At 47.4% G+C, this 22019-nt stretch carries 22 protein-coding genes and 1 pseudogene; 13 read left to right on the top strand and 10 right to left on the bottom strand.

The features are described from left to right. A pseudogene (locus RW114_RS13370) lies at window positions 1–185 on the top strand (IS701 family transposase); the annotation flags it as partial. 41 nt (window positions 186–226) lie between these two features. After that, window positions 227–472, top strand: a complete 246-nt coding sequence (locus RW114_RS13365; protein ID WP_340123256.1) for a type II toxin-antitoxin system ParD family antitoxin — start codon at window positions 227–229, stop codon at window positions 470–472. A gap of 341 nt (window positions 473–813) precedes the next feature. On the opposite strand, the gene RW114_RS13360 is transcribed toward RW114_RS13365, so the two are convergent. The 3 genes from RW114_RS13360 to RW114_RS13350 all read right to left on the bottom strand — a co-directional run bounded on the left by RW114_RS13360 (window position 814) and on the right by RW114_RS13350 (window position 1832). Then, window positions 814–1089 (bottom strand): type II toxin-antitoxin system RelE/ParE family toxin, encoded by a 276-nt coding sequence (locus RW114_RS13360; RefSeq protein WP_340123255.1) that lies wholly within the window; start codon window positions 1087–1089, stop codon window positions 814–816. Continuing rightward, complete coding sequence (locus RW114_RS13355) at window positions 1086–1343, bottom strand: type II toxin-antitoxin system Phd/YefM family antitoxin (RefSeq protein ID WP_340123254.1); 258 nt, start codon at window positions 1341–1343, stop codon at window positions 1086–1088. Before RW114_RS13355 ends, RW114_RS13360 begins: the two co-directional genes overlap by 4 nt. A gap of 177 nt (window positions 1344–1520) precedes the next feature. Then, entirely contained in the window at window positions 1521–1832 is a 312-nt protein-coding gene (locus tag RW114_RS13350) for a hypothetical protein (protein ID WP_340123253.1), read from the bottom strand. A gap of 279 nt (window positions 1833–2111) precedes the next feature. On the opposite strand from RW114_RS13350, the gene accA reads away from it, so the two are divergent. The 10 genes from accA to truD all read left to right on the top strand — a co-directional run bounded on the left by accA (window position 2112) and on the right by truD (window position 12117). Next, window positions 2112–3080: an acetyl-CoA carboxylase carboxyl transferase subunit alpha gene (accA, locus tag RW114_RS13345; protein ID WP_340123252.1), complete on the top strand. Its 969-nt coding sequence runs from the start codon at window positions 2112–2114 to the stop codon at window positions 3078–3080. 7 nt (window positions 3081–3087) lie between these two features. Beyond that, window positions 3088–4560 (top strand): tRNA lysidine(34) synthetase TilS, encoded by a 1473-nt coding sequence (gene tilS, locus RW114_RS13340; RefSeq protein WP_340123251.1) that lies wholly within the window; start codon window positions 3088–3090, stop codon window positions 4558–4560. Between the two features lie 124 nt (window positions 4561–4684). Beyond that, window positions 4685–6352: a CTP synthase gene (locus RW114_RS13335; protein ID WP_340123250.1), complete on the top strand. Its 1668-nt coding sequence runs from the start codon at window positions 4685–4687 to the stop codon at window positions 6350–6352. After that, window positions 6352–7185, top strand: coding sequence for a 3-deoxy-8-phosphooctulonate synthase (gene kdsA / locus RW114_RS13330; protein WP_340123249.1), 834 nt, complete (start codon window positions 6352–6354; stop codon window positions 7183–7185). Before RW114_RS13335 ends, kdsA begins: the two co-directional genes overlap by 1 nt. Before the next feature lie 4 nt (window positions 7186–7189). After that, a complete protein-coding gene (locus tag RW114_RS13325) occupies window positions 7190–7798 on the top strand; it encodes a Uma2 family endonuclease (protein ID WP_340123248.1) in 609 nt (202 codons plus the stop codon). A gap of 85 nt (window positions 7799–7883) precedes the next feature. Continuing rightward, the gene (gene eno, locus RW114_RS13320) at window positions 7884–9164 is read left to right on the top strand and encodes a phosphopyruvate hydratase (protein WP_340123247.1); all 1281 of its coding nucleotides are present in this window, start codon (window positions 7884–7886) and stop codon (window positions 9162–9164) included. 88 nt (window positions 9165–9252) lie between these two features. Further along, window positions 9253–9522 (top strand): septum formation initiator family protein, encoded by a 270-nt coding sequence (locus RW114_RS13315; RefSeq protein WP_340123246.1) that lies wholly within the window; start codon window positions 9253–9255, stop codon window positions 9520–9522. 23 nt (window positions 9523–9545) lie between these two features. Further along, window positions 9546–10238, top strand: coding sequence for a 2-C-methyl-D-erythritol 4-phosphate cytidylyltransferase (gene ispD, locus RW114_RS13310; protein WP_340123245.1), 693 nt, complete (start codon window positions 9546–9548; stop codon window positions 10236–10238). Window positions 10239–10439: 201 nt separating this feature from the next. After that, window positions 10440–10913 (top strand): 2-C-methyl-D-erythritol 2,4-cyclodiphosphate synthase, encoded by a 474-nt coding sequence (ispF, locus tag RW114_RS13305; protein WP_340123244.1) that lies wholly within the window; start codon window positions 10440–10442, stop codon window positions 10911–10913. 181 nt (window positions 10914–11094) lie between these two features. Further along, on the top strand, window positions 11095–12117 hold the full coding sequence (gene truD, locus RW114_RS13300) for a tRNA pseudouridine(13) synthase TruD (protein WP_340123243.1): 1023 nt from the start codon (window positions 11095–11097) through the stop codon (window positions 12115–12117). 45 nt (window positions 12118–12162) lie between these two features. Here the strand turns inward: truD and RW114_RS13295 are convergent, their stop codons facing one another. Then, a complete protein-coding gene (locus RW114_RS13295) occupies window positions 12163–12705 on the bottom strand; it encodes an HPF/RaiA family ribosome-associated protein (protein ID WP_340123242.1) in 543 nt (180 codons plus the stop codon). Window positions 12706–12757: 52 nt separating this feature from the next. Beyond that, window positions 12758–12970, bottom strand: a complete 213-nt coding sequence (locus RW114_RS13290; RefSeq protein WP_340123241.1) for a cold-shock protein — start codon at window positions 12968–12970, stop codon at window positions 12758–12760. 831 nt (window positions 12971–13801) lie between these two features. Here RW114_RS13290 and RW114_RS13285 point away from each other — a divergent pair. Next, complete coding sequence (locus RW114_RS13285; protein WP_340123240.1) at window positions 13802–16201, top strand: Lon protease family protein; 2400 nt, start codon at window positions 13802–13804, stop codon at window positions 16199–16201. 192 nt (window positions 16202–16393) lie between these two features. On the opposite strand, the gene RW114_RS13280 is transcribed toward RW114_RS13285, so the two are convergent. The 5 genes from RW114_RS13280 to acnB all read right to left on the bottom strand — a co-directional run bounded on the left by RW114_RS13280 (window position 16394) and on the right by acnB (window position 21933). Further along, the gene (locus RW114_RS13280; protein WP_340123239.1) at window positions 16394–16978 is read right to left on the bottom strand and encodes a DUF2780 domain-containing protein; all 585 of its coding nucleotides are present in this window, start codon (window positions 16976–16978) and stop codon (window positions 16394–16396) included. Window positions 16979–17053: 75 nt separating this feature from the next. Further along, on the bottom strand, window positions 17054–17431 hold the full coding sequence (locus RW114_RS13275) for a DUF805 domain-containing protein (protein WP_340123238.1): 378 nt from the start codon (window positions 17429–17431) through the stop codon (window positions 17054–17056). A gap of 160 nt (window positions 17432–17591) precedes the next feature. After that, window positions 17592–18746 (bottom strand): cell division protein ZapE, encoded by a 1155-nt coding sequence (gene zapE / locus RW114_RS13270; RefSeq protein ID WP_340123237.1) that lies wholly within the window; start codon window positions 18744–18746, stop codon window positions 17592–17594. A 63-nt stretch (window positions 18747–18809) separates the two neighbouring features. Further along, the gene (locus RW114_RS13265) at window positions 18810–19142 is read right to left on the bottom strand and encodes a GIY-YIG nuclease family protein (protein WP_340123236.1); all 333 of its coding nucleotides are present in this window, start codon (window positions 19140–19142) and stop codon (window positions 18810–18812) included. 178 nt (window positions 19143–19320) lie between these two features. Next, complete coding sequence (gene acnB / locus RW114_RS13260; RefSeq protein ID WP_340123235.1) at window positions 19321–21933, bottom strand: bifunctional aconitate hydratase 2/2-methylisocitrate dehydratase; 2613 nt, start codon at window positions 21931–21933, stop codon at window positions 19321–19323. Between the last annotated feature and the right edge of the window lie 86 nt (window positions 21934–22019).

Raw genomic sequence — 22019 nt, 5'->3', positions numbered from 1 at the left:
CAAAGTCACCAACCCGTACGGTCACTACTCAGAACAACCATGTCTTCATGTCGATCTATGCGGTGTTCAAGCTGGAATGTCTGAAGATAAAATACAAGGCCAATCATTTTGCGCTAAGAACTAAGCTGTTTATCAAAGCGAACCAGATAGCTTATGAAGAGTTGCAAAAATTACTGGCTGCGTAACATCAGTTAATATTTAATACATCTTTTGAGAGGTCAACATTATGCCCAGAAATACATCCGTCACCTTGGGTGAGCACTTTGATAAATTTGTGATGGATAAAATAAAGGAAGGAAGATTCCAGTCTGTTAGTGAAGTGATTCGTGCGGGTCTACAAAAACTCGAAGAGGATGAGGCTAAGCTTCAGGCATTAAAGTTAAAGCTTCAAGCCGGGGAAGACAGTCCGGTGGTAGAGAATTTTGATGGGGATTTTTTTATTGCGGCAATGCATGAAAAACACATCAAATGACGACAAGTTATCGCGTCAGGCAGTTGGCTGAAAATGATCTGGAACAAATCTAGTTATATTCATTTCATGAATGGGGTTTGGAGCAGGCAGATAGATACGTCCGCTTAATGATAGGCCGGTTTTCGTGGCTTGCAGAAAATCCACAACTTGGCAAACGGCGGGATGACGTTAAATCCGGCTCATAGCTTTCCAGAGGGGATAGCAATAATTTCAAGTATCGGGAAAGGCGCGCACGGCACGCCCTACAGCGGCAAGAGCGTTCATAACAGGGGAAGTATTGTTTTTTTAATGGCATTGCCTCTCTTCCAGTTTTGCGCACAGGTTTTACTATGGTGTGTCTGTTAATAAACCGCTTCATGATCGCCGATATTAATCAGGATAATTTCCGCCTCGCTGATTTGAAATTCCAGGGTAATGCGGTAAGACAGATTAATAGAAACCGAATGTAGATTTTGAGGCTTTCCATGCAAAGCATGTAAGCGTAAAGAGGGATGGAACGGATTGGTTTCCAGCAATTGCAGTGTTTTTAGATACGGTCTTTTAAGCTCAGGATGACGCTTGATAAAGTGTAAGGCACGGCGATTATAGTGTTCGGTAAAAACCAGGGTGTAGTTCATTCCATCCGTTCCAGTCGGGCCAAATGTTCTTCGGCCGATTCTTTAACATAGCGTCCTGCCGCCCTGTCTTCGTTGGATTCGACCAACGCGGCGGTCAATTCGCATTCGCGCAAATACTGATAATGGGTAAGATTCATCACCACAAAACGGTCTTTGCCGCGTACGGAAATGACCGCTTCGGTTTGATGTTCCAACGCGGTTTGGATCGCCAAAACGCCTTTTGTTTTCAGTTCGTTCGCACTGATTCCAGTCATGATATTTCCCCATAAAACGTTAAGAGTGCGATTAACCATACTCTTAGCCGCATTCTAAATCAAATGCTAAAAGCAGAGAGAGCTGAGGGGCATTTTTTTGTGGATGTTCAAGATGAAGCCATGTCGGGTTAGCGTAACCCGAGAGGGTATAAAAAATTCATTGCTTACTTATATTGATCAAGCAAGGTTATCAACCAGCACAGTGTACCGATTGAAAGAACGCCCGTTGTTTTTCTGCTCTTTGCCGTGAAAAGTCACTGTGACTAAATCCCCTAACGCGGCGTTATGTTGTTTTAAGCTGTGTATTAAATAACGATTGAGGTCAACACTCACAATCGAGCCGTTATCATTCTGTAAAAGCAGGGTTTTCTGTTCGTCATAGAGTGAATTCTTAAAAGTGCCGCTGCCTTGAATGACGCCTGCGATGGTTTCGCCTGCCGACGGTTGCCAGTAGGTAACTTTGTTTGTTGCGGGTAGGTTTTCAGTCATTTTTTATCCTGTTTATTAGTGGGGACGGTTGGGTACAATTGTACTCAGTTCAGCTTAATCGTGCTTAATAGTAGTGAATGCAACGGGCATGAAAAGGGAGTGGTGAATAGTCAGTTAAATACAACGTACTGATTTTTTAGATGCCTTTCGTGTCTTTTGTGTCTTTCGTGAATGAACTGCGGTTTTTAGCTTCATTAGAGTCAGTAATTTATTTAGAAAAAATTGTTGAATTTCTATAAAATTACCTATTACTGTAATAACTATTCAGATCAAGACTACATGGACCTAAAATTTCTCGATTTCGAACAACCCATCGCTGAGTTGGAAGCGAAAATTGAAGAACTCCGCAATGTGCAGTTCGACAATAATATTAATATTTCCGATGCGCTTAAGCAACTGGAAGAGCGAAGCCAGGCGCTGACCGAATCTATTTTTACTGATCTTTCCGATTGGCAGATTTCCCAGTTATCCCGGCATCCGGGTCGGCCTTATACGCTGGATTATGTGGAGCATGTTTTTACCGATTTCCATGAACTGCACGGCGACCGGGCTTATGCCGATGATCCTGCGATTATTTGCGGCTTGGCGCGTCTTGAGGGGCAGCCGGTTATGGTGATCGGTCATCAAAAAGGCCGTGACACCAAGGAAAAAATTTACCGCAACTTCGGTATGCCGCGCCCGGAAGGTTACCGCAAGGCCTTGCGTATGATGAAAATGGCGGAGCGATTCAAAATGTCGGTCATTTGCCTGATTGATACACCGGGAGCCTATCCGGGTATCGGCGCGGAAGAGCGCGGTCAGAGTGAAGCCATTGCCAGAAACCTGTTTGAAATGGCCAAGCTGAAAACCCCGATTATCTGCACCATTATCGGCGAAGGCGGTTCCGGAGGCGCGTTGGCCATCGGTGTCGGCGACCGATTAATCATGCTGGAATACAGTACTTATTCGGTTATTTCTCCGGAAGGCTGCGCATCCATTCTATGGAAAAGCGCGGATAAATCGCAATTGGCGGCCGAGGCGATGGGCATTACTTCGGATCGTATTCGCGAACAGGGTTTTTTGGATGAAGTGGTCAGGGAGCCTTTAGGCGGCGGACATAGGGATTTTAAGACGACGGCCTTGAATTTAAAGGAAACGCTGGTTCGGCACATGAATGAGTTGAAGCGGCAGCCTATTGATACCTTAATGGAAAATCGCTACCAGCGGATTATGGACTTTGGCGTTTTTACTGACGAAGGCGGGAAGTAAGGCTTAGGTGAAAGGCGAAAGACAAAAGGCGAAAGCTTCGCCGTTGTTCGAGGGCATTATTTCCAGGCTTGATCTTGGGAATCAGCGACAAAAGGTTTATGTTGCCTACAGCGGCGGCGTAGATTCCCATGTTTTGCTGCATTTGTGCGCGTCAACACCTCGGCTCAAAGACAAGCTAAGAGCAGTTTACGTAGATCATGGCTTGCAGGCAGAAGCCGAATCTTGGGCCGAACACTGCGAAAAAACGGCTAATGATCTGGGGGTTGAATTTTTAACGCTAAGGGTTAATGCGCAAGCACTGCCGGGCGAAAGTCCTGAAGAAGCTGCCAGGAACGCCCGATATGCGGCGTTAAAATCGTTAATGAAAGTTGATGATGCGTTGTTGCTTGCCCAGCACCGGGAAGATCAGTTGGAAACGGTACTGTTGCAACTGTTTCGCGGCAGCGGTTTGCCCGGGCTTTCCGGGATGCCGGAGCGTCAGGCTTTCGGTGCTGGCGTTATGCTCAGGCCTTTGTTGAATACGCCCAAACAGGCGATTAGCGATTATGCCCAAGCGTATCAATTAAGCTGGGTTGAAGATCCCAGCAACCAAAGCAACGATTATGACCGCAATTTTCTGCGTAATGCAGTGGTGCCCTTACTCAAGCAGCGTTGGCTTGCGATCGATAAAACCGTGGCACGTTCGGCAAAACATTGTGCGGATGCACTGGTGTTGGTTGAGGAAGTCGCCGAGGAGTTATTCGTTGAGGTTTTTAATCCGGCAGACACGACATTGTGTATCAGTCGGTTAACGGAGCATCATTTACACCAACAGCAACTCATCATCAGGCGTTGGTTCCGGAGCATCGGATTAAAAATGCCGGCGCAGGCTGTTGTCGGGAGGATTCTTAGTCAAGTGGTTGCAGCAGCCGCACAGCGCGATCCGGTATTGTCAGGGCAGGGTTACAGCATTCGCCGTTATCGGGATAAGTTGTATTGCCTGACAAATCTGTCCGGAACAGATTTGCATTTACCCGAAGGGCGTCAGGCAGGAAAGCCTGACGTGACTAATCTGTCCGGAACAGATTTGCATTTACCCGAAGGGCGTCAGGCAGGAAAGCCTGACGTGACCAATCTGTCTGGCGCAGGTTTACCTCAAGATGCTTTTTGGCCTGTCGGGCAAACGTCTATAAAAACCGCTTATAACCAGATCTTGTCTTGTGTACCGTCTTCAAAAGGAATGCTCCGTGAACAGTGGGCGGGTGCCAAGGTTGAAATAAGATTTCGCCGGGGCGGTGAAAAAGTCTGTTTGCCGGGACGTCAAGGCCATCATTCGCTGAAAAACCTGTTTCAGGAAGCAGGTATCCCGCCATGGGAACGGGATAGAATTCCTTTGATTTATCTGGATGATAGACTTGCTGCGGTGGCTGATAAATGGATCAGCGCGGAATTTTATCATGAAGAAACAAATGGTTGTGTCAGTCTGTTATTGCAAAGTTAAGAATTAAACCCAAAAGACAATGACGACAAGCGTATTGTCGATTAAAATACCTGAGTTTTACCTAACTTCATCAGAGCCCAGCATGGATTCCCACGTTGGAGCATGGGAACCCAAAAAATCCTACATGACAAAATACATTTTCATTACCGGTGGCGTTGTTTCGTCTCTTGGCAAAGGCATTGCCGCATCTTCACTTGCCGCTATTCTTGAGTCGCGAGGCCTTAAAGTCACCATGACCAAGCTCGATCCTTATATCAATGTAGATCCGGGCACTATGAGTCCTTTTCAGCATGGTGAGGTATTTGTTACTGAAGACGGTACCGAGACCGATCTCGATTTAGGCCATTATGAGCGGTTTCTTAAAACCACGATGACTAAAAAGAACAGTTTCTCAACCGGTCAGGTTTACGAAAGCGTTTTACGCAAAGAGCGTAAAGGCGATTATTTGGGGGCAACGGTTCAGGTCATTCCGCATATTACCGATGAAATTAAACGCCGTGTTTATGAAAGCGCCGACGACTGCATAGATGCCGGTGGTAGAGTTACCCAGGGAGCGGTTGATGTCGCCTTGATTGAAGTCGGCGGCACGGTAGGTGATATTGAATCCTTGCCTTTTCTGGAAGCCATCCGGCAAATGCGTTTTGAACTGGGCTCTGAACGCTCCTTGTTTATTCATTTGACTTTGGTACCGTATATTCGTTCAGCCGGTGAAATAAAAACCAAACCGACTCAGCATTCGGTAAAAGAGTTGCGAAGTATCGGCATACAGCCGGACATCTTGATTTGTCGATCCGAACAACCGATACCGCTCAGTGAGCGTCGTAAAATCGCCTTGTTTACCAATGTCGAAGAAAAAGCGGTTATCTCTGCGGTCGATGCCAGTTCGATTTACAAGATTCCGTTGTTACTGCACGATCAAGGCTTGGATGATATTGTCGTTAACAAGTTGCGACTGGATGTGCCGCCGGCGGATTTGTCCGAGTGGGAAGCCGTTGTTGACGCCCTGGAGCATCCTGCCAACGAAGCGACCATCGCCATTGTCGGTAAATATGTCGATCATTCCGATGCTTATAAATCGGTACATGAAGCCTTAATTCATGCCGGTATTCGCACTCGTACCAAAGTCAACATTGTCTATATCGATTCGGAAATTATAGAGGATGAGGGTGTTGGCAGACTGAAAGGCATTGATGCGATTTTGGTGCCGGGCGGCTTTGGCGAACGCGGTGTGGAAGGAAAAATTTCCACGGTTAAGTATGCGCGGGAAAATAAAATTCCTTATTTGGGTATTTGTCTGGGGATGCAGGTTGCCGTTATTGAATTCGCCCGCGATGTCGCCGGACTGGAGGGCGCGCACAGCACCGAATTCTTACCCAAATCGCCGTATCCGGTGATCGGCTTGATTACCGAATGGATGGATGAGGAGGGTCAATTGGAAACCCGCAATGAAGCATCCGATTTGGGTGGTTCGATGCGACTGGGTGGCCAGCAATGCCGATTGCAATCCGATTCGCTGGCATTTCAGCTGTATCAGAAAGATGTGATTTCTGAAAGACATCGTCATCGCTATGAATTCAACAGCCAGTATCTGGAAAAACTGGAACAGGCTGGCATGCGATTTTCCGGGAAGTCTATTGATGGACGATTGGTTGAAGTGATAGAAATCCCTGATCATCCCTGGTTTCTGGCTTGTCAGTTTCACCCGGAATTTACCTCGACACCCAGAAAAGGCCATCCTTTATTTTCCGGTTTTGTGGTCGCGGCGTTTGAACATAAAAAAGGTACAGTGTAATGAAATTATGTGGTTTTGAAGCCGGTTTAGATCGGCCGTTTTTTTTGATAGCCGGTCCTTGTGTTATTGAAAGCGAGCAAATGGCTCTGGACACTGCGGGTTACCTTAAAGAGTTAACGACGCAACTCAATATTCCCTTTATTTACAAGTCGTCGTTCGATAAAGCCAACCGCTCATCGCATGAAAGTTATCGCGGTCCCGGCGTGGAGCAGGGGCTTAAAATACTGGAAAAAGTTAAACAACAAATCGGCGTACCGGTATTGACCGATGTGCATGAAGATACGCCGCTGGCTGAAGTCGCCTCGGTCGTTGATGTGATGCAAACGCCTGCATTTTTATGTCGGCAAACCAATTTTATTCAGCAAGTCGCCTCTCAAGGCATTCCCGTTAATATTAAAAAAGGCCAGTTCCTGGCGCCCTGGGATATGGTGCATGTCACCAACAAAGCCAAGGCGACCGGAAACCAGCAGATTATGGTCTGCGAGCGCGGCGTATCCTTTGGTTACAACAACCTGGTTTCCGATATGCGCTCGTTAGCGGTCATGCGCGACACCGATTGTCCGGTGGTTTTTGACGCGACGCACTCGGTGCAACTGCCCGGCGGACAAGGCACGGTATCAGGCGGGCAACGCGAATTTGTACCGGTGTTAGCCAGAGCCGCCGTCGCGGTAGGTATTGCCGGGCTGTTTATGGAAACCCATCCCAATCCTGCGGAAGCGAAAAGTGACGGCCCCAACTCCTGGCCTTTGCACCGGATGCGGGAATTATTGGAAACCTTGGTACTTATAGATAATGCCGTTAAAAAACAGGCATTCATCGAAACGACATTATAAGCTTATGACTCGCATTACTCGGTTATCGCAACTTGATTTATCCGCCAGCTATAGCTATGCGGATTATTTAACCTGGCGGTTAACCGATGCAGTGGAATTGATTAAAGGCAGGATTCAGTTAATGTCTCCCGCGCCGAATGTGAAACATCAACGGCTTTCTATTTATTTGGGCAGTCATTTGTTTTTTTATTTTGAAAACAAACCCTGCCAAGTATTTTCCGCGCCGTTTGAAGTGCGTTTGTATGACCGTAGTCAATCATTGTTAGCCAGTAAAGACATTACCACCGTGGTGCAGCCCGATATTTGCATCATTTGTGATAAAGAAAAGCTGGATGAACAAGGTTGTAACGGTGCGCCTGATTGGATTATTGAAATATTATCCAAAGGCAATTCCAAAAAAGAAGTCAAAATTAAACATGCGCTTTATGCCGAAAGTGGTGTAACCGAATATTGGGTGATTTATCCTTACGAAGAAGTTATTCAGCAATTCGTATTGAATGACGAAACCATGCACTATCAGCTGCATAACAGTTATGCGGGCGACGATGTTGCCGAATCCTATTTATTTCCAGACTTAGCGCTTGACTTACCAACGCTATTTAAAGATGTGTAGTTGAGGTTCAAGCTGAAAGGCGAAAAAAGCACACAGCTTGAACCTTGAACCTTTTATTTTTTTAACCTGTAACAAAAGAAAAACCATGACTCAAATCGTTGATATTAAAGCAAGAGAAATTTTAGACTCACGCGGCAATCCTACCCTGGAAGCCGACGTTATCCTGGCCTCAGGCGTAGTCGGTAGCGCGATGGTGCCGTCCGGTGCATCGACCGGCGAGCGCGAAGCGATAGAACTGCGTGACAATGATAAAGGCCGTTATTTAGGTAAAGGCGTATTAACCGCAGTCAAGAATGTGAATACTGAAATTCGCGCTGCGATTGTCGGTATGGATGTTGCCGATCAGGCAGGCATCGACCAAAAAATGATCGCACTGGACGGCACTGAAAACAAAGGTCGTTTAGGTGCTAATGCTATTTTAGCGGTATCGATGGCGGCGGCTCATGCGGCAGCTAAAGATGCTGGCGTGCCTTTATATCGTCATTTGAATACCAGCGGTAAATTCGTTATGCCGGTACCGATGATGAACATCATTAACGGCGGATCACATGCCGACAACAGTGTTGACCTGCAAGAATTCATGATCTTGCCAGTCGGCGCGCCGACTTTCCGTGAAGCAATCCGTTACGGCGCTGAAGTTTTCCATAACCTGAGCAAAGTGTTAAAAGCGAAAGGTTTGGCAACGACGGTCGGCGATGAAGGCGGTTTTGCGCCTAATCTTGCTTCAAACGAAGAAGCGATTTCAGTGATTATCGAAGCGATTGAACTGGCCGGTTACAAGCCGGGCGTTGATATTTGCTTAGGCATGGATGCGGCAAGTTCTGAATATTATAAAAACGGCCGTTATGAATTATCGGCAGAAGGCAGAAGTTTCAGTTCAGAAGAAATGACTGATTTCTTTGTCGAGTGGGTAGAAAAATATCCGATCATTTCTATCGAAGACGGCCTGGATCAAAACGATTGGGCGGGCTGGAAAATCCACACTGAAAAATTGGGCGATAAAATCCAATTGGTCGGTGACGACTTGTTCGTGACTAACCCTGCCACCTTGAAAGAAGGCATCGAAAAAGGCATCGGCAATTCCATTTTGATTAAACTGAATCAAATCGGCACCTTGACCGAAACTTTGGAAGCCATCAATACGGCTCATGCAGCCGGTTACACGGCAGTTATTTCGCATCGTTCAGGCGAAACCGAAGATACTACCATTGCCGATTTGGCCGTTGCCACAGGCACAGGACAAATCAAAACCGGCTCTTTAAGCCGTTCCGACCGTGTCGCTAAATACAACCGTCTGATGAAAATTGAAGATGAGTTGGGTGAGTTGGCAACTTACGCAGGTCGTAGCGCGTTTAAAATGCTTTAAAAAAGCAGGCGAAAGGCTAAGGACGAAGGGCGAAAAATATGAACCTTTTGCCTTTTTTCTTTTGTCCTTCGCCTTTTTTATTTCGTCTATGAAAATCTTCATTGCACTTATTATTCTGTTAATCATCCATTTCCAATACCGGATATGGATTGGCGACGGCAGTCTTGCAGAGATCGATGCTTATCAACTGCGTCTCGATGACCTAAAAAAACAGGCCGAGGAAAAAAGAGAGCGCAACGAAGCGCTTTACGCCGAAGTGCTGGATTTGCGGAAAGGGCAGGAAGCGATCGAGGAGCGGGCTAGGGATGAATTAGGGATGATTAAGGAAGATGAAACTTTTTTTCATGTGCTTGAATAAGTAGCCCTTCGCCTTTTTTATCCATGACCAAAGCAATAAAATTCTGGGCTATCGTGCCCGCTGCCGGTGTCGGCAAACGTATGCAGGCCGACCGGCCTAAACAATATCTGGAATTTGCCGGAAAAACGGTCATCGAACATACCCTGTTGCGCTTGCTGCAGGCCGATGTTTTTGCCGCTATTGCCGTTGCAGTTTCCAAAGAAGATCCCTACTGGCCCGAGCTTGAAATATCGCGGCATAAAAACATCATTACCGCTCCAGGCGGTAAGGAACGGGCAGATTCCGTGCTTTCAGGTTTGCAGACTATCAGGAGCCAGGCATCCGATGACGACTGGGTATTGGTGCATGATGCGGCCAGACCCTGTATAACTGCGTCCGATATTCATCATCTGATTGATTCTTTAATTAACGATGATGTCGGCGGGATTTTGGCCTTAGCTTCGCCGGATACCTTAAAACAGGTACAAGGCAATGGCATTACCGGAACGCTGGATAGAAGCCATATCTGGCGGGCATTAACACCGCAGATGTTCCGTTACGGCAGGTTAAAAACCGCGTTGGAGCAGGCGCAAGGCAATCCGGCTATCACCGACGATGCCAGCGCTTTGGAATTACAGGGTTTGCAGCCGAAAATCGTCGAGGGCCGCCCCGACAATATCAAGATCACCCGCCCGGAAGACCTGGCGCTGGCGCAATTTTATATGGAGCAACAATGATTGTAGGAGCGGGCCATTGCCCGCGAACCAATTACGGCGCTAATACAGTTTGATATGGAGCAATAATGATTGTAGGAGCGGGCCATGCCCGCGAACCAATTACGGCGCTAATACAGTTTGATATGGGGCAATAATGATTGTAGGAGCGGGCCATGCCCGCGAACCAATTACGGCGCTAATACAGTTTGATATGGAGCAATAATGATTAGAGTAGGTCAAGGTTACGATGTACACCGTTTCAAAGAAGGCGGCGACGTTATTTTAGGCGGCGTAAAAATAGATTACGAACAAGGTCTGGAAGCGCATTCCGATGGCGATGTGGTGTTGCATGCGCTCTGTGATGCGATATTGGGCGCGGCGGCCTTGGGCGACATAGGCAAGCATTTTCCCGATACCGACCCGGAGTTTAAAGGTGCAGACAGCCGGGTGTTATTGCGCCATGTTTACGGTATTGTGCAGGAAAAAGGCTATAAGCTGGTCAATGCCGATATTACCATCATAGCCCAGGCGCCGCTTATGTCGCCGCACACCGCCGCCATGTGCCGCAATATCGCCGATGATTTGCAGGTGGATATCGATTGCATCAACGTCAAGGCGACCACCACCGAAAAGTTGGGCTTTGAAGGGCGCAAAGAAGGCATTGCCGTGCAGGCGATTGTTCTGATCGAAAAATAGCCGAGCTATTTCCCCTAATTCTAAAAACCGCAATTGTCCACGAAAAACACGAAAGCCACGAAATAAATCAGTGCATTGACCTTACTGTTCACCCTTTGGGTGATGACCTAAAGGGTGGTAACTATTTGAAAATTTTTGTGTTTTTTGTGCTTTTCGTGGACGAAATGATTTATCTAAGCTTATGCAAAATATTGAAATTCTCCTCTGGCCTTACGTTTACGGTGGGCCTTCCGGCACCGGCAAAATCCGTAGTATTCCCGAAGACTTTATCGTTAAAGAAAACCTGTCCTTTGAACCGTCTGGCGCCGGCGAACACGCTTTTTTGCAAATACAAAAGAAAGGCGAAAACACCGAATATGTTGCCAGACAACTGTCCAGATTTGCCAATGTCAGGCAACGCGATGTCAGTTACGCCGGTCTAAAAGACCGGTATGCGCTTACCACTCAATGGTTCAGTGTCTGGTTGCCGGGCAAGGCAGACCCGGATTGGACGCAGTTTGAATCGGACAGCATGAAGGTGCTGTACGCTGTCCGGCATGCCAGAAAACTCAAGCGTGGCGTGTTGTCGGGCAACAGTTTTAAGCTGGTTATTCGCGACTGGCAGGGCGATCGAACAAAAACCATTCGGCAACTGGAGCTGATTAAAGCCAACGGCATCGCCAATTATTTCGGCTCGCAACGCTTTGGCAACGAGGGTCAAAATGTCAATAAGGCTTTGGCCATGTTTGAGGGGGCTAAAGTGGGCCGGGAGCAGCGCAGCATTTATTTGTCGGCGGCCAGATCGTATTTGTTCAACCTGATTTTGGCTGATCGGGTGGCACAAAATAACTGGAATCAGCCCGTGATTGGCGACAGCTATCAATTCGATCTGTCGCACAGCTGTTTTCAATCGGATCAGCCGGATGCTGAAATCATCCGGCGACTGGTGGATAAAGAGATTCATCCTACCGGGGTATTATGGGGGGTGGGGAATGCCGATGTATCAGCCGATGCGCTAGCCATTGAGCAAGCGGTCATTCAGGCGCATCAAGCACTGGCTCAGGGTTTGACAGCCAGTGCCGTTGACCGGGATAGACGTGCATTAAGGGTTAATGTGCAAGATTTATGCTGGCAGTTTATTGATGACACCACGTTGGAACTTGGTTTTACCTTAGCTGCGGGTAGCTACGCCACCTCGGTATTGCGGGAAGTTATTGCGTATTAACGCAAAATTTTCGGATTTTTCGTAAGCAAGTCTAAGCCCGTACACTTATGGATAAACAATACTGGCTTGCGGACCGAGATCGTCACTTTCTTCGATATAGCGGATTTCATCATCAACCTTTAACGAATCAAATCCGTTTCCCGCCACGCTGTTTCGATGGAAATATATTTCACGACCATCCATTGCCGCAATAAAGCCATGATCTTTTTTCGGTAGCAAACGGGTTATGGTTCCGGTACTTTCCAAGTCATGCGTTTTAACTTGGCCTCGCTGAATCCGTGCGTAATCTTCCAGCTGTCTTATTGCCGCATTAAAGGCATCGCGTATGGCCACATAAACATCTTCATAAGCCTGTTTGTCATGATGTTCTCGGCTGATGACCAATTCTTTCCGTGGCGTGGTGATGTCAATCCGAATATGGTATTGGTTGCCCTGATGGTGGCGCTGATGTTCAGCTTCCACCGCCACCCTGCAAGCCATAATATGTGAGTGAAACTTATCCAGCTTACTTACTTTTTCACGAATTTTGGCCTCTACAGCCTCAGAGGGAGGTATTCCACGAAAAGTGATTTGTAATGGGATTTGCATGATTCTGTCACCTTATTGAAGTTGGGTACAAGAATGGATTATCTGTTGCAGATCAGAGGACGATTAAGTCCTCAGCTTGTGGGCCTTTTTTTCCCTCTGAGACATTGAATTGTACTCTTTGCCCATCAGTCAATGATTTGAATCCTGTGCTGCTGATACTGCTGTAATGAACAAAAACATCAGGACCGTTTTCCTGCTCGATGAAACCGAATCCCTTGCTAGCGTTAAACCATTTTACTGTACCGGTGTTTGTTTTTGTAGACATGATTAAGAGCCCTAAATCTTTATTAAGTTATTATTAAATAACTTAATTTTTTGGTGGTTTAAAGTATATCTATTCGATAGTTAATCGAATGGATTTTTCGAATGACGGTGAATATTTTTTTACTATATATAGTTAATTAGAATACCTGCCAATAAAAATTATTTGATAGTTTTTTATAAGCCATGCGTTAAGATCGTTCATTTTTACTACTCCAGCTAATAAATTCCTAATACGGGTCAACATATTTTTTGCTGGCATGTAAAAAGTAAATGACCGGTTTATATTTTGAACGCTCATTGCCATGTCCGTGGCTACCTGCGGCTAAGTTAGTTGATGAGTCCAGAGTCCTTTAGCTTAGGCATGGAAAATCTAAGCTATTGCCATTTGAACAAAAAAAAATACATAAGCATATTAGTACAAATACCTATGGCAATAGTCATTGTAAAGAGTATGCCGTAATAAATTAGCTTTTAATGATACAATTCAAAATTTATTAGGTTCTGGCTGGTGAATTTGACAGATGAACTATTGTTCAAAAAATAATAACCGCAGAGTTTGATACGACATTGTCGCCAGAAGCATAGGGCAGGGTAATAACATTAATGCCGAGTGTAACAATGTTCTGGAAATACGGTTGAATAGCGGTTATTATCAAAACATGAATTTCATCGCTGTTTTCAGCGTTCTTGACTATCGATAGTCAAAAAACTTATTTTTTTAAAATTGATCGTTATAGTTACTATAAGTTATAGTTTTTTCATCAATCCACACGGTGCGTATAGTTAACGCTACCCATTAATAAACCGAGTTTTCCATGCAGGGTATATAGCAATGAAAAATGCACCGTTAGATCCTTCGCAACTCTATAAGCCATGCAATGTTGAACAATTAAAATTCAGCTCCACCGAGGAACTTGAGAACATTGATATTGCCGTCGGCCAACAACGCGCTGTGGAAGCCGTCAAATTAGGCATCCGCATGCATAAAAACGGCTACAACATCTTCGCCATGGCACCCTCAGGTACCGGTAAATTGACCACGGTTCGACAGTTGGTTGAACATGAAGCCAGTCGGCAAGATATTCCTTCGGACTGGTGTTATGTCAATAATTTTAGTCAGTCGGCTAAACCGACGGCCATTAAATTTATGCCGGGGCAAGGCAAAATTTTTGAGCAGGATATGGCGCAGTTGATTGACGAGCTGAGTATCGCCATACCTGCGGCGTTTGACGGTGACGAATACCGTTCAAGAACGAGTGAACTTGAAAGTGAGTCGCGGCAACGGGAAATAAATGAACTCAGTCGCTTACGTGAAGAGGCAGCCAATGCGCATATTATTCTGACAGAAACGACAACCGGTTACGCCTTTTCCCCTGCCGATGAAAATAATGAAATTATCAGCCCCGAGCAGTTTAATAAGTTCGATAAAGACAAGCAGCATGAAATTCAGAAAACCATTTTCGACTTGCAGGAACGCCTGGCAAAATTAATAAAAAACTTTCCCATCTGGCGTAAGGAAACAAAACGCAAACTGCAAGCGCTGAACCGTGAAGTTGCCGAGCTGGCTGTCAATCATTCTATAGACGAATTGATCGAAAAATACGCCAAACAGAAAGCGGTTCTTAGGTATCTCAATGATGTTCAAAAAGATATTATTGAGCATGTTCTTGATTTTCTTCCGCATAGCGAAAAAATATTTCCTTTTATGGAAATGTCTCAGGAAGCTAATCCGTTTAAACGTTATAACGTTAACCTGATGGTGGATTTTAGCAACAAGAAATCGGCTCCGGTTATTTACGAAGATCATCCGAATTACAGCAATCTCGTCGGTCGTATCGATCATCAGGCTTACATGGGTTCGCTCGTCACCGATTTCACCATGATCAAACCCGGCGCACTGCATAAAGCCAATGGCGGTTACCTGATTATCGATGCCAGAAAACTGCTGTTTCAACCGTATGCCTGGGAAACGCTAAAGAGAACCCTGCAATCTGGCGAAATCCGTATTGAATCGCTGGAACGGGCGCTTAGCCTAATCAGCGCCTCATCGCTGGAACCGGAACCCATACCGCTTAATGTAAAACTCATCCTGCTGGGTGAGCCGCTGATTTATTATTTGTTATGCCAATATGATCCGGAGTTCCACGATCTGTTTAAAATCGCAGCCGATTTTGACGAATCGGTTTCCAGAAACGATGGTAGCTCTGACTATGCCCGTTTACTGGCGACTATCGCCCGCCGAGAGAAGTTACGGCCGTTGAGCCCAAACGCAGTCGCCCGGGTTATAGAACACAGTTCCAGAATGGTCGGTGATGCGGAAAAGCTGTTAACCCATCTGCGCAGTATTACCGACTTGCTGACGGAATCGGACTATTGGGCGGAAAATAATGGTCACGAGCATATTGCCAACAGCGATGTGCAGCAGGCCATTGACCATAAAATTCACCGATTGGATAAACTCAGGGAAAAGCTGTATGAGCATATATACCGGGGTACGGTATTAGTCGACACGGAAGGTAAGGTTACCGGCCAAGTCAACGGTCTTTCGGTATTGCAACTGGGTGAGTTTAGCTTTGGGCAACCGGCCAGAATCACCGCAACCACCCGTTTAGGTAGCGGAAAAGTGGTGGATATTGAGCATGAAACTGAATTGGGCGGCGCCATTCATTCAAAAGGCGTATTGATATTATCGAGTTTTATTGCCGCCCGGTATTCCCGGAAAACGCCATTCTCGATCGCGGCCAGTCTGGTATTTGAACAGTCCTATGGGCACATTGAGGGCGACAGTGCTTCATTGGCTGAGCTTTGCGCCATTTTATCGTCAATTGCCCAAATTCCGCTACGGCAGGATCTTGCTATCACCGGCTCGGTCAATCAGCTGGGGAATGTGCAGCCGATAGGCGGGGTTAATGAAAAAATTGAAGGGTTCTTCGATATTTGCGCTAAAAAAGGGCTAACCGGTACCCAAGGCGTTATCATTCCCGCCACCAATATTAAACATTTGATGCTACGCTGGGATGTGGTTCATGCCGCTCAATCCGGTCAATTCAATATCTACGCGGTAAAAACCGTAGATGATGCGATTGAGTTACTGACAGGAATGGAAGCAGGGGCGGTCAACGAGCAACAAGGTACCTATCTGCCAAAATCATTTAACGGTCAAGTAGAAGCCCAGCTATTGCAATTTACCAAGATTAAAAAGGAATTTAGTATTACTAAATCCGAGGATTAGACGGTAGTTGAGTAGGTTGGCTTGCATCTTTTCGCAACCCAACACATTGCCGCAGTGAAGGTTGACGTGAAAGTCATTAACAAATTTTGTGGGAGCGACGACCTCGTCTCGCTCCCACAACCGACTTTTATGTTCATGGATGGCTCCAAGCGTTATGATCGTTGGGTTGAAAACGGCATCAACCCAACCTAATCAACGCCCGATTAATGCAGAGCTTAGGGTATTTGCTAAAGTGTCATTGCCACGGGTTTTGACATAATCGATCACCACCGGGATAAATTGTTGCACCATCTGAGGCGACATGCCCTGCTGCTGAAAAGAGGAAACCACAGAAAGCAAATTCCCCGCCGTTCCACCCGAAGCCCCCGTTATTGAAGATAATTTCCCCGCCAAACCGCCCTGCTGCGATTGGGCAGGTACAGCCCCCAGCATTTCCGGCATATCCGGAACCGACTGCTCCAGCTGGGCAAACGAATCTGCCTGCATGGTTTTTTTAGCGACCTGAAACAAAGCGCCTGCGCCTCCTTGAGCCTGGGCCTCGGTTACGCCGGTGCGTTGTGTCAATAACTCGGTCAAACTGCCGGTTGGCAGTGGCTGGGCCGCATTAACAGCCTGTTGACCCGGCTGCAATGCTGGGCCTGCATTATTCGTCTGACCATTGACGTTGCTGTTGACAGCATTAAGCACATCCTTCCAATTTGCGGCATCGGCATTGTTGACCAACGCTATAGAAAAGGCCAGCGACGCACATAGCGTTAGAATTGTTTTTTGCTGCATAGTTTTCTCTTGTTGAGTTGAAGCCTGATTTGAAAGCCCGATAATATCGGATAAAACTTACAGCGTGATTAAGCCCTATGGCTCTATTCCGTCACCTTTTGGGTTGGAGCCGTATTCATTTTCGCTGGACTCGCTGTCTTGCACCATAAAGACAAAGCAGATAATGGTGCCGATGAGCGGTATCAATCCAATGAGTAGCCACCAGCCGCTACGGCCAGTGTCATGGAGTCGGCGCACTGACACAGCTATGCTTGGAATTAAGACTGCAATCGTATAAATGCCGCCTAACAGACCTACACCCGTTTCGGGGTTAAAACTGCCTGTCAGTCCGTCGACAGCACTAAGAATCATACTGATAATGATGTTGAACAAGAAGAAGAACCAATATTCCTTCCGCCTCGCTCTTCCGTCAAAAACGGCATATTTTTTTAAGACTTCGAGATACCAGTTCATTTTCTGCTCCATTTTTGATTGCGTTTATTGAATTTGATAGGGACGCCCTGGGGGACGTACATTAAGTTCTAAAATAAATTCAGGTGGTGTCAGATAAATACGTACAACAAACAGTGATAATAAACCTAAACTCTTGCACCGCGAACCTTTAATGCCGCAATCAACGACTGACATGTTCAATATGCAAATAACTTTCCGACTGCATATCGATTAATCTCGACACCGTCCGTTCAAATTCAAACAAACCTTCGCCGTCGGTGTAAAGTTCCTGAGCCGGTACTTCGGCGGTGCAGATCAATTTTACTTTATGCTCGTATAGCGCATCGATCAAGGTGACAAAGCGCTTGGCTTCGTTGCATTTTTCTATAGTCAGTTTGGGAATATCAGCGAGTATCACGATGTCGAACTGGTTGCCGATTTCCAGGTAATCGGCAGGGCCTAAGGCATGCGTGCAGAGTTCGTCAAAGGAGGTGAGGGCGACATTGCCGTGTACCGCAGACAATACCACCTTTCTGCCCAATACTTCCACAATGCCCGGTTTCAACGGGGCAAAATGGGTTAATTCATTATAACTTTGGCGTACGAATTTTGCCGCCTGTTCATCCAGCGGATAATAATAAGCCGTCTTCAGCGCGTGTAAATGACTGAGCCGATAATCCTGCTTTGCAACCAATTTTATAACGTCGGCTTTTTGTTGCAGCAGTCGGACAAAAGGCAGAAACAATTGCCGTTGCAAACCGTCATGATACAGCTCATTGGGATGACAGTTGGAGGTGATTACGACGACGATGCCCAATTCGAACAGCCTGTTGAACAGCCGCGTCAGAATCATCGCGTCGGCGATGTCGGAGACATGAAACTCGTCAAAGCAAAGCAGCAGTTCCGATTTCCTGATATGTTTTGCCAATGCCGAAATCGCATCGGTATTATCTTGCCTGCGCCATTGGTGGATGAAGGCATGAACTTCCAGCATGAACGCATGAAAATGCACCCGCCTTTTTTGGCTGATGGGGCAGGCATCAAAAAACAAATCCATCAACATCGACTTACCGCGACCGACATTGCCGTATATATACAGGCTTTGATAGTTGGCCGGTTTGGGTAAGAACAGTTTATGCAGGAGGGATTTTTGTTGGTATCGGGCAGCTGCCTTTAGGTTGTCTAGCAGGGTTTGCAGTTGGTGTAAGGCGGTGATTTGCGCTGGCTCGTATTGGATGTGGCCTTGCATTACCAGGGCGTTGTATTGCTGTTCGAGTAAGTCGAGTATTAATTGGGATTGTTTTGAGACTGTTTGTCGAACGGGTTTTTTTAGCATGGTTGCTTTTGTCTGTACGGGGTACTTGTTTCGTAGCGAAGGTAAAGATAACAACGTAACTCGTCATCCCGGCAGGGAATGCCGGGATCCACGAGCCATGGATGGCAAACCTATATCAGGCGACAAGTCTTGCCACAAGGGATTACTCATTTCAATCAACCGTTTTTTCGCCACGCGAGACCAGTTCTTGAGTTGTTTCTCGCGCAAGATGGCGCTTGCCATTTGCTCATGTACTTCGTACCAAACTAAATCAGATACGTTGTAACGTTGGGTAAATCCGGGGATTAGTTTCTGACGGTGCTGATATATGCGCCCGATAAGATTGGATGTGACTCCAATATAAAGCGTCCCATTAGGGCGACTGGCAAGAATGTAAACACAAGGTTGTTTTTCCATAGGGTCACTCTAGCACATCCCTGTGTTCTGGATCCCGGCACAAATCTGTCTGGAACAGATTTGCATTTACCCGAAGGGCGTCAGGCAGGATAGCCTGACGTGATTCCCTGCCGGGATGACGATAGTACAATTTGCGCTACACATCAGGATCTCGCTCTGATAATCCAAGAGTTTGATTCTACGCTACGCCAGCAGCTTTTTTCCGATAACCATCCATCCGGTCGAAGTTCAAATAACGATAGGTATCATCGGCGGTTTCGTTAATTTCGCTGGCATAGTGCATATATTCGTCAAAAGTTGGGATTTTTCCCAGAATCGAACACACCGCCGCCAGTTCGGCCGATGACAAATACACATTAGCGCCATCGCCCAGACGGTTGGGGAAGTTCCTTGTCGATGTAGATACCACGGTAGCATTTTCGGCGACCCGCGCCTGATTACCCATGCATAACGAACAGCCCGGCATTTCGGTACGCGCACCGGCTTTGTTAAAAGTATCGTAATAACCTTCCTCGGTTAATTGGCTTTGATCCATTTTGGTGGGCGGAGCAACCCACAAACGGGTCGGCAATTCACCTTGGTGTTTTTCCAGTAATTTACCGGCGGCGCGGAAATGGCCGATATTGGTCATGCACGAACCCAAAAACACTTCGTCGATTTTAGTCCCGGCCACAGCGGACAGTGTTTTTACGTCATCTGGATCATTAGGGCAGGCCAGCAACGGCTCCTTGATTTCAGTCATATCGATTTCGATGATTTCAAAGTATTCGGCATCGGCGTCAGCTTCCAGCAATACCGGATTAGCCAGCCATGCTTCCATGCTTTTAATGCGACGCTCAATAGTGCGCACATCGCCGTAACCTTCGGCAATCATCCATTGCAGCAGGGTGATATTGGAGTTCAAATACTCGCGGATCGGCGCCTCATTCAAACGCACCGTGCAGCCACCGGCAGAACGCTCCGCCGATGCGTCGGACAATTCAAAAGCCTGCTCGACTTTCAAATCCGGCAGGCCTTCGATTTCCAGGATGCGGCCTGAAAATACATTCTTCTTGCCCTGTTTTTCAACCGTCAGCAAACCGCGCTGTATTGCCACGTAAGGAATCGCGTTGACCAGATCGCGCAGGGTAATGCCCGGTTGCATTTCGCCTTTAAAACGAACCAGAACCGATTCGGGCATATCCAGAGGCATCACGCCGGTTGCTGCGGCAAACGCAACCAATCCTGATCCGGCCGGAAAAGAAATGCCGATAGGGAAGCGGGTATGCGAGTCGCCGCCGGTGCCGACCGTATCCGGCAACAGCATCCGGTTCAGCCAGGAATGGATAATGCCGTCGCCGGGACGGAGCGATACGCCGCCGCGGTTCATAATGAAATCCGGCAGCGTGTGCTGCATGGTGACGTCAATCGGCTTCGGATACGCCGCCGTGTGGCAGAACGATTGCAGCACCAGGTCGGCGGAAAAGCCCAGACAAGCCAGGTCTTTCAATTCGTCGCGGGTCATAGGTCCGGTGGTATCCTGCGAACCCACGGTAGTCATGCGCGGTTCGCAATACGTATTCGGACGAACGCCAGCAACGCCGCAGGCCTTGCCGACCATTTTTTGCGCCAGCGTATAACCTTTGACCTCCAGGGATGGAGGGAATGCCGCAAGATTGCAGGAGCCATCGCGGCGGCCGCTGTCTTCGGCAGCAATCGGACGGCAAAAAACTGTAGATGCGGGCAAGCCCAGCACTTTACGGGCGCGGTCGGTCAAGCCCCGGCCGATAATCAACGGAATACGGCCACCGGCGCGGACTTCGTCCAGAATCACCTCAGTCTTCAGTTCGAATTTGCAGATCAGTTCACCGCTGTCGTGACGCTTGACCTCGCCTGCATACGGATAAATGTCGATCACATCGCCCATCGCCATCCGGGTGACGTCACATTCAAAAGGCAAGGCGCCAGAATCTTCCATGGTATTGAAGAAAATCGGCGCGATCTTGCCGCCGATGCAAACCCCGCCTTCGCGCTTGTTGGGAATGTACGGAATATCATTGCCCATGAACCACAATACCGAATTGGTCGCCGACTTGCGCGAAGAGCCGGTGCCGACCACGTCGCCGACATAAGCCACCGGAAAGCCTTTTTTCTTGAGTTCGTTAATTTGCTGTTCGGCGTCGGTAATACCCTCGCGCGGCATTTTCAGCATAGCCTTGGCGTGTAACGGAATGTCCGGCCTAGACCAGGCATCGGGCGCCGGTGATAAATCGTCGGTATTGGTTTCGCCGCTTACCTTAAACACGGTGACCGTGAGTTTTTCAGGCATTTTGGGCTTGCTGGTATACCATTCCGCTTCCGCCCAGGAATTAAGCACCTGCTTGGCGAACGGGTTGCCGGCATCGGCTTTTTCCTGTACATCGTGAAACGCGTCGAATATCAGCAAGGTATGCGAAAGCGCCTTGGCGGCAATCGGAGCCAGCGCTTCGTTATTCAGCAACTCGATTAACGGCGCAATGTTATAACCGCCCAGCATGGTGCCCAGTAATTCAGTCGCGCGCGCCGCATCCAGAATCGGCGAACTGACTTCACCCTTGGCGGCAGCCGCCAGAAACCCAGCCTTGACATAAGCCGCCTCGTCAACACCGGCAGGCACGCGGTTAGCCAGCAGGTCGAGTATGAACTCGTCTTCTCCAGCAGGCGGTTGTTTAATCAGCTCAACCAAAGCGGCGACCTGTTCAGCATCCAGCGGCTTGGGGACTATGCCAACGGCTGCGCGTTCTGCTGCGTGTTTACGGTATTGTTCTAGCATGGGGAATTCCTGGATGATGGTTTAAAACGTTTAATCGTTGCATGCGACGCTGGAGCGTCGCGTACTGCATTCCCACGCCGGAGCGT

Origin of the sequence: Methylobacter svalbardensis (assembly GCF_037671525.1) — a bacterium.
In the GTDB taxonomy this organism is placed as follows: Bacteria; Pseudomonadota; Gammaproteobacteria; order Methylococcales; family Methylomonadaceae; genus Methylobacter_A; species Methylobacter_A svalbardensis.
This window is presented reverse-complemented; position numbering and strand designations above follow the sequence as displayed.